The 13,000-nt window shown below is 37.6% G+C and carries 6 protein-coding genes; 5 read left to right on the top strand and 1 reads right to left on the bottom strand.

Going from position 1 to position 13,000, the window contains the following annotated elements; all coding sequences use genetic code 11:
- The first annotated feature begins 12 nt into the window (after positions 1 to 12).
- From ACNQGH_RS05500 to ACNQGH_RS05480, 5 genes are all read left to right on the top strand, one after another.
- Complete coding sequence (locus ACNQGH_RS05500) at positions 13 to 1,359, top strand: TolB-like translocation protein (protein WP_417954983.1); 1,347 nt, start codon at positions 13 to 15, stop codon at positions 1,357 to 1,359.
- 121 nt (positions 1,360 to 1,480) lie between these two features.
- Entirely contained in the window at positions 1,481 to 3,829 is a 2,349-nt protein-coding gene (locus tag ACNQGH_RS05495; RefSeq protein WP_417954982.1) for a glycoside hydrolase family 2 TIM barrel-domain containing protein, read from the top strand.
- 162 nt (positions 3,830 to 3,991) lie between these two features.
- On the top strand, positions 3,992 to 5,320 hold the full coding sequence (locus ACNQGH_RS05490; protein WP_417954981.1) for a rhamnogalacturonidase: 1,329 nt from the start codon (positions 3,992 to 3,994) through the stop codon (positions 5,318 to 5,320).
- 294 nt (positions 5,321 to 5,614) lie between these two features.
- A complete protein-coding gene (locus tag ACNQGH_RS05485) occupies positions 5,615 to 6,988 on the top strand; it encodes a family 43 glycosylhydrolase (RefSeq protein WP_417954980.1) in 1,374 nt (457 codons plus the stop codon).
- A 151-nt stretch (positions 6,989 to 7,139) separates the two neighbouring features.
- Positions 7,140 to 9,842, top strand: coding sequence for a family 78 glycoside hydrolase catalytic domain (locus ACNQGH_RS05480; protein ID WP_417954979.1), 2,703 nt, complete (start codon positions 7,140 to 7,142; stop codon positions 9,840 to 9,842).
- Between the two features lie 42 nt (positions 9,843 to 9,884).
- Here the strand turns inward: ACNQGH_RS05480 and ACNQGH_RS05475 are convergent, their stop codons facing one another.
- Entirely contained in the window at positions 9,885 to 12,782 is a 2,898-nt protein-coding gene (locus ACNQGH_RS05475) for a glycosyl hydrolase 115 family protein (RefSeq protein WP_417954978.1), read from the bottom strand.
- Between the last annotated feature and the right edge of the window lie 218 nt (positions 12,783 to 13,000).

Below are 13,000 nucleotides of genomic sequence, written 5' to 3'. Positions count from 1 at the left end.
AACTTTTGTTTTATGAAATTTAATCTAAGTATTACTATAGTATTCCTTTTAACGGCATCCTTGGCTTTTAGCCAAATTGGAACGCGGTTTCCTTCAGAAAAGAAAATAGTAACAGACCCGGTAACTGGTCAGGAATTGATTTTTTTAACCAGTAAGCAGATGGGGGATTCTAAAACGTATCCGACCCATCCGCAGTGGACTTCAGATGGAGAATGGCTGATATTTAGATCTGACAGAGTGAAAGGGGAAGCCATTGCAGTCAATGAAAAATCTGGTGTACTGGTTCAGGTTACCGAGGGCGGCTACTCAGGGACGTTATGTATGGCGCAAAAGGCTATGAAATTGTACTTTATGCGTAAAGGAGAAGAAGACAAAATGCAGATTATAGAAGTGAATCTTGCCACTGTATTTGAAGACAGTAAATCGGGAAAAATGAAACCCGTTGCTGCCTACGAACGTGTTTGCGGCACTACAAATCCAGAAATGGGAGCTTCTGGAGATATGGCATTGGATGCTGATGAAGAAAGGGCTTATTTTAGAATTGGAACTAAAGAAGCTGCAAAATATTTAGCTCCGGGGGTTGCAATCGAGAAAAATTTTGGTCCCCGTAATATGGGTGCAGGCCCAGGAGGGATAGCCAGTATGAATTTGAGAACAGGCGCGTTGAAACATGTAATATCGGTGCCTTTTCAAATTGGGCATATCCAATCGAATATCTGGAATCCGGGCGAAATTATTTTTTGCTGGGAAACAGGGGGGAAGTCGCCCCAGCGTACCTGGACCGTTATGGCGGATGGTACCGGTTTGCGTCCTTTATATCCGGAATCAGATTATGAATGGGTTACTCATGAGGTCGTAATTTCTAAAGATGAGGTGGCTATGGCTATTATGGGACATCGAAAAATTGATATTGAAAAAGAAGCAGCAATAGCCGTTACGAATAGTCAAGAGATTCGAAATCCTGAAAATCCTGGACAAGAAAGTAATTGGGGTAAATCGGGTACTCGGGAAAAACCAACAGGCCTTGCCATTGTTAATCTTAGAACCAGAGAAATGATAATTGCCGGACAAACAAAAAGCGGTAGTGGTTTATGGCACGTTCACGGATCTTCTGACGGGAAATGGGCAGTGGGGGATGATTTTTCGAGAAGTTTGTATTTAATAGATCGAAAAACAAATGAAATGATGCTGCTGACTACCGGTCATAAAGAAACAGCAGCTGACCATTTACATCCTACTTTTAACCGGGATGGAACTAAAATAGAAATACAGTCTGCAATGCTTTCCAAAGACAATCGTTCTATGAATATATGTATTGTCAATGTACCTGAACAGTGGCTGAAACGAAAAATTAAATAACTAAGTCAATAAAAAAGGCACCTTCAAAAGAATTACGTTATTCTTTACTCTTTTGAAGCTGTTTTAGTATAGTAATATACCTAAGTTATGAGGAAAATAACCCGATTAAAAATAAAAAAAAATGAAATGTTTTAAGACAAAAGACACCAAACAGTTACCATTTGCCTTCTTATTTCTGTTTTTAGCTTTAACTACAAACATTTTTTCACAAGCACGCAAAGTAACTAATTTTGATAGTGGCTGGCAATTTACAAAAGGAGAAGTCCCTGGTGCAGAAAAACCATTATTTGATGCTGCGAAATGGAGAAAACTAGATGTACCTCATGATTGGAGCATTGAAGGACCTTATGATAGAGACAACACTTCAGGCCGTGGCGGTGGCTATTTGCCAACAGGAATTGGATGGTACCGCAAAACATTTGAAATAAATAAGGCTGATGCAAAAAAAATATGTACTATCGAATTTGATGGAATCATGGCTAATAGTGAGGTATGGATAAATGGTAAATATTTAGGAAAACGTCCCTACGGTTATACCAGCTTTAATTATGACCTTACTCCCTATTTAAACTTTAACAAAGCTAATGTTATCGCAGTGAGGGCCGATAATTCAATCCAACCGGCTTCCCGTTATTACACGGGTGCAGGTATTTATCGTCACGTTCGTTTAGTTGCAGTAAACCCAACTCATTTTAAACATTGGGGGACATTTATTACAACTCCAATTGCAACAACTACTAAAGGAGTACTGAATTTAAAGGTTGAAATTGAAAACAAAGGAATCGCAGGCGATTACAAATTACAAATTGAAATTGTTGATGCTAAAGGGAAGGTAGTAAAAACTGTCGAGAGCCAAAAAAACATTTCAGCAAACGCAATTGGCTTATTTTCGCAAGACATTGAGATCATAAATCCAAAATTATGGGATATTGAAGAACCAAATTTATACACTGCAACCACTAAATTATACGCCGGAAAAACACTTATCGATAATCAAAGCATTCCATTTGGAATTAGAAAATCGGAATTTATTGCCGAATCCGGTTTTTGGTTAAATGGTAAAAATTTAAAACTAAAAGGCGTTTGTTTACATCACGATGGCGGAGCAGTTGGTTCGGCAGTACCTTTAGGCGTATGGAAAGAACGATTTAAAAAATTAAAAGAAGTTGGAGTAAATGCCATCCGTACCTCACACAATCCTGTTGCTCCCGAATTTCTTGATTTATGTGACCAAATGGGATTTGTAGTAATGGATGAAACTTTTGACACCTGGACATCCGCTAAGCATAATGGCGAAAAAGGCTATAATTTATATTTTTCGGATTGGTGGGAACAAGATACAAGAGATGTCATTTTGAGGGATAGAAATCATCCCTCCATCATCATTTATAGCATTGGAAATGAAATACATGATGATTTAAGTTATCCTGAGGGTTACAAAGCCTATAAAATGCAGGAAGACGTTGTAAAGAAATATGACGACACCAGACCCGTAACAATGGCTCTTTTTAGACCTGCAAATTCTAAAGTGTACCTTAGTGGTTTTGCCGAGCATATGGATGTTGTAGGGCAAAATTATCGTGAAAATGAATTAATCGCTGCACATGAGGCACACCCAAACTGGAAAGTACTAGGTACCGAAAACACCCATGTTATTAATCAATGGCTTGCTTTACGTGACAAACCCTATATGGCAGGGCAATTTTTGTGGACAGGTTATGACTATTTAGGCGAAGCCGATTGGCCGGAAACGACAAATAACCAAGGCTTATTTGACAGAGCCGGAAATTGGAAACAACAAGCCTTACAGAGAGATAGCTGGTGGTCTGCTGAACCAGTGGTACACCTTGTGAGAAAATCTGAAAATGCCGGAGCAGGAAATTGGGTTGCCGATTGGACACCAAATGATTTTGATACCTATGATAATGCTAAAGCTCAGGTGTATAGCAATTGCGATGAAGTAGAACTTTTCCTTAACGAAAAATCATTAGGATCTGTAAAGAAACCAGCTGATGATTCACCAAGAGAGTGGAATGTAACTTTTGAAGAAGGCACTATAAAGGCAATTGGAAAAAACAATGGTAAAATTACAGCTCAAGAAGCATTTACATCTGCCGGAAAACCATCAAAAATTATAATTACTAAAAGCAATCCAATGCTCACAAATAATTGGGATGATGTCTCTTTTATAACAGCAACAATTGTTGACGATAAAGGCACACCGTGTGCAAATGCAGATAATTTGATAAAATTTACTATTACAGATTCCGGTAAAATTATTGGAGTTGACAATGGTAATATTATTAGTCATGAAGCCTACCAAGCTCGTGAAAGACAAGCCTACAACGGGAAGGCGATCGCGATTATTAAGGCGACCCAAAATAATGGTAAAATTGAGATAAAAGCAAATGCAGAAGGACTTAAAGAAGGTGCAATAGCCATTGAGATAGTTCCTGAAAAAAGAAACTAATACCATACCAAAGCCCATAATTCTAGTGATGTTTTTTTGGGATTTAACTGTCGCTATTCAAAATGTGCCTGAAGACTGATTGAAACGTGAATTAGAGTATTAAAAATACAATAAAAAGATAAAGTTAATAATAGTAATATAATTACAATAAACAGGAACATAATGAAAAATATTTTTACATTGTTAATTTGCCTTATCGGATTTTCGCAAATAACATTTTCGCAAAAAAACAGTAATGATACCTTTCCTGATGGGACTGTAGTCCTAAATTGGTTTAAGGATTATACTAAAATTGAATTAAAGAATTTAGGCAAAAAATATACTATTACTGATTATGGTGTAAGTAAGGATAGTACAAAAATTCAAACGCTCGCCATACAAAAGGTTATTGACAAGGCGTCAGCAAACGGTGGCGGTGTGATTGTGATTCCGAAAGGCGTTTTTTTGAGTGGAGCTTTGTTTTTTAAACCTAAAACAAGTTTATATATTGCTGATAAAGCTACTTTGAAAGGTTCGGATATTATTTCGGATTATCCAATCATGCCTTCACGAATGGAAGGTCAAAATTTAGATTATTTTCCTGCATTGGTAAATGCTTACGGAGTTGATGGTTTTTCAATTTCAGGAAAAGGAACACTAAACGGAAATGGTTTTAAATATTGGGAAGCTTTTTGGGCAAGACGTAAAGAAAACCCAAAATGCACCAATCTTGAAGTTTCAAGACCAAGATTAGTATTTGTCTGGAATTCTAATAATGTACAATTTCAAGATGTAAAGTTGATCAATTCCGGTTTTTGGACCAATCATTTTTATAAATGTAATAACGTAAAAATATTAGATGTTTATATTTTTTCACCACACCTAAAAGCGAAGGCCCCAAGTACAGATGCCATTGATATTGACATTTGTTCTAACGTTCTTATAAAAGGCTGTTATATGTCTGTAAATGATGATGCTATAGCACTAAAAGGAGGCAAAGGGCCTTATGCAGATCGGGATAAAAATAATGGGCCAAATTCTAATATTATTATTGAAGATTGCCATTTTGGATTTTGTCATTCAGCATTAACAAACGGAAGCGAGTCAATTCATAACCGCAATGTGATCATGCGTAATTGCCAAATTGATGGGGCTTCAAGATTGTTATGGCTTAAAATGAGACCTGATACGCCTCAAAGATATGAGTTTATTAGAGTTGAAAATATAAAAGGAGAAGCTAAAACATGCCTTGCTGTTTTTGCGTGGAAACAATTTTTTGATTTAAAAGGACGCCCGGATGTACCCTTATCCTACGGAGATCATATTACGTTAAAGAACATTGATCTTAAATGCGATACTTTTTATGGAGTAGAAAATGATCCTAACGTTCGTTTATCCAATTTTACATTTGAAAATTTGAATATTGAAGCTGCTAATGCGACCATAGATAAAAGCATAATAAAAGGAGTAACTTTTAAAAATGTTTACGTCAACAAAAAACGAATAGAATAATTCTTAAATAATAGTGAACTGAAATAAAAAAAGTTCAATAAAAAACGCAAAGGCAGCACTTCAATTGAAAATGCTGTCTTTTTTGGTGAAACCGAGAAAAATCTATGCATATCTTTAGCATAACGCTCTGAGACGCATACTATTTTTATACCTAACTATACCGATAGTGCAGGATGCAGGAAAAATCAGAATAGAATATATTTGATTATTAAATATAAATTCTAAAATATGTTTAGCAATAGTTTTTCCGCTTTCAGGCACTTCAGTAAAAAAACAGTAGGCATTATTTTTTTAATGAAGACTTCTTTTTTATTTGCACAACTACCCGGAAAAACGGATGCAATCTATTCTGGAATACCTTGGTTTGATCAAAACGGAAATATTGTCAGTGCCCATGGCGCAAATATTATTAAAGATAAAGATAAATTCTATCTTTTTGGTGAAGCCCATAGTGATACCAGTAATGCTTTTGCCGGATTCAACTGTTACTCTTCCAAAGATCTTTATAATTGGAAATTTGAACAAATAGCACTTCCTGTGCAAAATTCAGGTAAATTAGGAGCTAACCGAGTTGGCGAAAGGATCAAAGTAATGAAAAACCCTAAAACTAAGGAATATATTATGTATATGCATGTTGATACACTTAGTTATAAGGATCAGTTTGTAGGCTATGCCACTTCGAAGACAATTAAAGGTCCTTACAAATTTAAAGGTCCATTGTTGTTTAATGGCAAACCTATAAAAAAATGGGACATGGGAGTTTTTCCGGATAAGGACGGCACCGGATACCTGCTTATTCATGGTGGTGAAATTTATAAACTTAGCGACGATTACAAATCCGTTGTTGAACAGGTAAATAAAAATATGACAAGCGGATTTGAATCCCCTACAATGTTTAAAAAAGATAGTCTTTATTATTTTATTGGCTCACACCTCACCAGTTGGGAACGAAATGATAATTATTATTATACTTCTAATTCCATCAAAGGACCATGGATAGCCAGAGGACTTATTGCACCGGAAGGCACATTAACCTGGAACTCGCAGTCAACCTTTGTGTTACCTATCGAAGGAACCAAGGATACTACCTATATGTTTATGGGCGACCGGTGGTCTTTTCCTAAGCAGTCATCTTCTGCAACCTATGTCTGGCAACCTCTTTTAGTATCAGGAACTTCGGTATCCATGCCTGCATATCAGGAAGCGTGGCAAATCAATACTTCAACAGGAGTTACTGCTCCGAAGACAGCTATTCATAAAACAATAGATGATACCGATACAATCATTAAGTACACCGGCAAATGGAAACACATAAAAAATAGGGATGCACTATCCGAAAGCAAATCGGACGATAAGAATGCATCAGTTTCAATCAAATTTATGGGTAGCCGAATCACTTTCTATAGTTATACCAGTACAGAAAACGGTTATGCCCGAATTGTACTATCCGACAAAAAAGGACATACACTAGTAACATCCCTGGTTGATATGTATAGCAAGTCTTCCCAATCAGCACCAATATTCATGTCTCCATTTTTAAAGAAAGATTTCTATACTTTAACCGTATACGTAATAGGTGAAAGATCCAATTGGTCGGATAAAAGAAAAACAGATTATGGCAGTACCGGAAACTCGATTTCTCTTGATAAAATAATAATAAACAACTAGATACCAAGTTGGAACCATAATAAAATGGGTTCAAAACAACAAACAAGTCTTTTTCCGATGGGAATAGTATTAATGCTATTTACAATAACGCATAAAGCACTATATCAATTTAATAACCTATATTCTGTTCAATCCCATAGCTACAACTTAAATGAGACACTTCTACACCATAATACTCCTTTTTTGTCTGTCTTTTTTAAAGGCAAATGTAACAAATCCGCAGCCTTCTTTTAATCTTAGAACCTGTGACAAGGTAAAACCTGCCGGTACACAGCAATTACCATTTTTCGGATGGCACAATAGCAATGCAAACGATAATGAGATTCAAACAGGGTACCAGCTGATCGTAGCATCATCACCAGAAATGTTAGCTTTAGAAAAAGGGGATATTTGGGACAGTGGTAAAACGATATCGCGAATGCAAAACTATATTGACTATAATGGAAAGCCACTGTCTCCTGCAACACGCTACTTTTGGAAAGTACGCATCTGGGACAAATCCGGAAATATAAGCCGTTATAGCGCGGCAACTTACTTTGACACTGGACTATTCAGCGCTGAAGACTGGAAAGGATCGTCTTGGATCATGCGCAATAGTAAAGAGCCAAATATATATACCTATTTCCGCAAACAGATTCAATTATCGAACAAGACGGTAAAAAAAGCAATAGTTTACTTATCCGCTTTTCACAACTACGAGCTTTATCTCAATGGCAAAGCTATCGGCAAGGGGCTAGCCTACCATTATCCCCAATTTGCTTATTACAATTCGTACGATGTCACAACATTACTGCACGGCAACAGCAACAATATTTCCGCAATGACACATTGGTATGGGGGTGGACAGGGGAGGCCAAAGGGGGATAATCGATTTTTATTAAAGTTGACTGTTACCTATACTGATGGTACAACGGATGTTTTTGGCACCGATAAAACTTGGAAACAGTCGGCTGTCAGCGCTTTCAATCCGAATACAATGCAAAGAAACGGTGAGGGTGTCGGCTTCGTTGATATAATAGACAGTCGTAGGGCAATTACAGATTGGAACAGGCCCGATTTTGACGATACTGCATGGCAGAATGCCATTGAAATTGACCCCAATACAGACAGGCTTCGGCCCGATCTAACCCAATTAAAAGAAAGGAAAATCAAACCTGTTTCAGTGATTAGCCTCGGTAATGATCGTTACGTAATCGACCTTGGAAAAATCTATGCAGGAGTACCGGAAATTTCTTTCAGTGGTGGTATGCCTGGCGACACCATAAAAATGTGGGCCGGTTTTATCCTAAACGAAGATGGCACTGTTTCTGAAAAAATAAACCAGCACACCGATCTCTCTTATTTCTTTGTTCTGAATGGTAATAAATGCGTATTCAAACCTGTCGTTTATCTAGGGTATAGGTACCTGCAGGTAAACCATTCGCCCATAAAACTAACAACGAATAATGTTGGTTTTATACAAAGATTTTATGAGCTTGAACCAGAACGTTCCCACTTTTCATCCTCAAATCCAATGCTGAATACTGTTTGGAAACTAATGACTCATTCCCTTACACTTGGAGCGCAAGAAGGCTTTGTAGATACACCAACACGTGAAAAAGGAGAATTTTTAGGGGACGGCTGGAGCCAGGGTGTGGCGGCAATGAAGGTAATGGGCGATAGGGCGCTGAACCACCGGATGTTGCTTCAGTTTTTGGATTCCCAAGATCAATACTGGCCAGACGGAAGATTGAATGCCGTATATCCCAATGGGGACGGCAAGCGGGACATTCCTGATTTTACCCAACAATATTTGCTGTGGGCGTGGGACTATTATATGGAGACTGGAAACCTGGAGTTCCTGAAAACAAATTATTTAAAACTTAAAAAAGTGGCAGCATATGTTGATTCCTATACAAATCCAGCTACAGGATTAATTCACAATCTTGCTGGAGGTAGTGGAGCATACCGCTATGGTATAATTGACTGGCCCGAAAGCATGCGTTATGGATATGACATGAGTACTGATGCCCGCACTGTAATTAATGCTTATGCCTATGCTGATTTCGATATCATATCAAAAATAGCCGCCATTATAAATAACAAGGCAGATGCAGATTCTTTTCGAAGCAAAGCAACATTAATTCGGGAAGCCATCAACAGAAAACTTGTCAACGCTGACGGTATATACGTTGACGGACTACTTAGTGATGGAAGCCAAAGCAAGCATGTATCCCAGCATGCAAATATGTTCCCAATTGCAATGAATATAGTTAACGATAGCAATAGAAAAGCAGTTATTACTGCTGTAAAAGAACGTAAAATGAGTGTCGGAATGGTAACTGTGCGCTTTTTGCCGCAGGCATTAGGACTTGTAGAAGAAGGCTTGCATTTACTGGACCTCTATACAAATCCTGCGTGGGATGGCTGGGCAAAGACTGTTTCAAAAGGAGGAACGGCCACTTGGGAATGTTGGGATGCGCTGGAACTTAATCAAAGCCTGTGTCATCCGTGGGGTACAAGCGGTCTTGATGGCATACAGCAATTTATTCTGGGCGTAAGATCCATAAAACCCCAACATGAACTAATTCAGATAAAACCGCTCGATTTTCAAGGAAAATTAGCAAATGTATCAGGAACAGTGCCAACCGACAAGGGTGATATCCAAGTAACTTGGAAAATAAAATCAAAAACTTATCAATTGAAGCTTTTAAGTCCCAACAATGTTACGGCTGAGGTTTATATCCCTAAAGGCAATTCATCTTCCAATGAAGTTAAAGTTAATGGAAAAACGGTAACTGCAAAACCAATTGGAAATTATTTGCTAATAGAAAACATAGGCTCTGGAAAACATGTATTCGAAAGACGGTTTTGATTTTTTTATAGCTAGAAATGATCCACAGGCAGGTTTATTTATTTATTTATTTATCCTTCCAGTAGTTTCCGGCAAAATAGAATACGGTGTCGGGTTGTTTTTATTCAACTGGATGTAAAAATAATCCAGTGCAACTCCCTCATCAATCAGGTAGATTCTTAAGGTATTTGTCCCTTTAATGGTTGATTTGATGGCGGCTTTTTTAGTTGCTCTATTCGACAATACGTTTTGTTTCCATTCTTCGCTTCTACCGAAAGTAGTAAAATCAACGATCTGGATAGGCTCCTCATTCCACTGCACCCCAACACGAACACCATGTTTAGTGGTGATAGGAAGTGTAGGTATGGCATGCACAAGTATTTCCGGTTCTACAAAAGAATCCGAATTACTCAGATCAATTTGATATTCCAGATAAGGAGACTCTTTGGCAAGATTATCTGTCTTTAATGGGTTTGCAGTCAACGGATATGCCTGCATAGCCCCTTTACTATACCCTAAGCCGTCTATTTTTTTCCATTGGTAGGGATTTTTGTTTTGTATAGAAGTGAAATTTTGAGCATAAATAACCACTTTGTCTTCCATTGCTATAAAAGATTTTTTAGCAACAGCTGTAGTATTTGAATCAATAGTAAGGTTGACCACTTTTGTTTTATTTTCATAATTAATGCTAAACTGGGCTTTTTGAACTTGATTTTTCTTCCATTTACGCCAATCCACACTTATTTGAATCCTTTCATTATCACTATCCTTCTTTAAAATACCTTTTGTTTTACTGGCAGCCACCCAATCAGGAAGGTTTTGTAATTCCCAAGGAATTGCCGCGTCCTTTTTAAGGAAAATATCAATGAAATGGGATTGTTCTGAATTAGGATAATAAGTAGGTAATGTCAGCGCTGCTGTATTGGGTTGATCTGAATTTTCAACCATTAGCCCAACAACGGCTGTTTCACTTTGCCCAACAGGAATTTCTATTGTTGGCATATGGAAAACAGGCAGATTTCTGGGATTCGTATCCATTATGCCCTTCCACTTTCCGTTAGCCATCTGATTGTACTCTTGAGTAATTACTTTTATTTCATTAAACGCGTTCTCCGATTTCAAAGCATACTCCTTTGCATTCAGACGTCCTTGTTTTCCATAACTATTCGCTTTATCGGCATAGAGAAACTTTTTATTCATCAGCGAAGCTGCTTTTGCAGGATAATAGACCAATTGGAAATAACTGTCTTGCAAGTCTTTTGGCAGCTTGTCTTTTAAAGAAGTGACCTGGTTTTCTAAACTTTGATACTTAGTAACGCGTGTTTGATTTTCATCTCCAAAAAAGAACGGATTATACGCGGTCTGTTTGGTTTTTGTGGTCGGTTCCGTCTGACTCCAACCCATAAATTCCGGTTTTCTTTCAAAAGCCAGATCATAATACGCCCACTTCATGTCTGCAATGGTCTTCCCATCGGTTTTTCCAAAAATAGAAGCGTAGAAATCATTCAGGTGTGATTTGACCCTGGCTGGCTCTTCAAAAGAATTGGCATCATAGGCCATATCCATAAAAAGTTGCATTGTATATTCTGCAGGTTTGATATCCCCTACATTCAAAATCCAAATTTCTTTACAGTTAGCTTGGTATGCCTTAATCATTTCTTCTCTAATCAATGCCGGATGAACGGTACTCAACCAAAGATAATCATGAGGCCGTCCCCAATAGGATGCATGATAATAAACGCCACCGCCACCGGAACGTTTTCGCTCTTTTTTATTACTTAATCGTCTGATATATCCGTAATTATCGTCTGTCCAGACTAAGGTGATATCATCCGGAACCTCCAATCCTTCATCATATAAATCCAATACTTCTTTATATACCGTAAAGGCTTGTGGCACTTTCGTCGGATCAGGATTAATATATTTTTCAATTAATTTTCTCTGGTCTTCTATGACCTGTGTCAGTAGCTGAGCTCCTTCTTTATTGTTTTTTACGCCTTCCATTCCACTATCATGAACACCCCGCATTCCGATGGTATAAACAGCATCTACATTTTTACTTTCTTTTATTCTGTCTTCCCAATATTCATATACCTTTTTTCGATTTGTTATATAATTAAAATGTCCCATGGAATCTTCTTTCCATTCATCAACATTGTTGCGTAGCATAGGCTCGGCATGCGAAGACCCAATAACAATTTGATAAGCAGCTGCTATTTTAGCGTTTTCAGGAATTTTAAAAAAAGCAGAAGTCCCTTCGTGCATAGCGGGCCAAATAGTATTCGCTTTTAATCGCAATAAAAGTTCAAATATTTTCGAATATGTTTTAGGTCCGATGTTACCCACCTCAGGTTCAAAAGTGTGTGCTGCCCATGGGCGCAATCCCCAATCCTCATCATTTAAAAATATACCCCTGTATTTAACGGATGGTGCTTTTGACTGAAATGCATTTTGCGTAAGCACCAATTCTTTTTGTTTTGTAATAGGCACATCGGCCCACCAATACCAAGGTGAAACCCCAATTCGTTCCGAAACCCCATAAACCCCAAACGCAGTCCCTCTGGGATTTGTCCCTGTTATAACAAAGGCTTTAGTAACCTTAGCTGTAGGGTTATCGACAATTTGCAGTAAATAGCTTTCCCATTGCTTTTCAAACCCTTTAAAATCATTGCTTTTATTCAAAAAAGATTTTACCAGTTCTGATTGGTACTGCCCAATAACGATTACATTACCTGAAACTTTATCTTTGTTTTTGGTGACTAAGGGTTTAAAACCGGTAACCCCATATATATCTTCAGACAAGGAATACGCTAGAATAGAATCTAATGGCGTTCCGGCAGCATCATACAAGATGGAGGCTTTTGTCTCTTTAGTAAACACCTCAAATTTTGGATGGTTTTGCGCCATCCCCTTGGGTACGAACAAAAAGGCAATCAAAAAGGATAATCCAATATTTTTCATAGGTATTTTGTTTTTTTAGCTAAAAAAGCCCTTGAGGACTGACTATTTTGAACATAGTCTCCATAGCTCCATCTGTTTGATTCAAAAAAAGGCTGGTACAGATAAATCACGATCTTAAAGGCAAAAAAAATGCAGTATTACAGTATCAGCAGACCATTATACATAATCTAAAATAGACCGGTACATTTTAGCCTTTAAACCCCAAAATAATTTAAATA

It is taken from the genome of Flavobacterium kochi, assembly GCF_048286715.1.
Classification (GTDB): domain Bacteria; phylum Bacteroidota; class Bacteroidia; order Flavobacteriales; family Flavobacteriaceae; genus Flavobacterium.
The sequence above is the reverse complement of the archived record's forward strand: the minus strand, read 5'-3'. Positions and strand labels throughout refer to the sequence as shown.

Coding starts and splice junctions, on each gene's coding strand:
- ACNQGH_RS05475 (WP_417954978.1), bottom strand. CDS start 12,782: ATGAAAAATATTGGATTATCCTTTTTGATTGCCTTTTTGTTCGTACCC.
- ACNQGH_RS05490 (WP_417954981.1), top strand. CDS start 3,992: ATGAAAAATATTTTTACATTGTTAATTTGCCTTATCGGATTTTCGCAA.
- ACNQGH_RS05495 (WP_417954982.1), top strand. CDS start 1,481: ATGAAATGTTTTAAGACAAAAGACACCAAACAGTTACCATTTGCCTTC.
- ACNQGH_RS05485 (WP_417954980.1), top strand. CDS start 5,615: ATGAAGACTTCTTTTTTATTTGCACAACTACCCGGAAAAACGGATGCA.
- ACNQGH_RS05480 (WP_417954979.1), top strand. CDS start 7,140: ATGAGACACTTCTACACCATAATACTCCTTTTTTGTCTGTCTTTTTTA.
- ACNQGH_RS05500 (WP_417954983.1), top strand. CDS start 13: ATGAAATTTAATCTAAGTATTACTATAGTATTCCTTTTAACGGCATCC.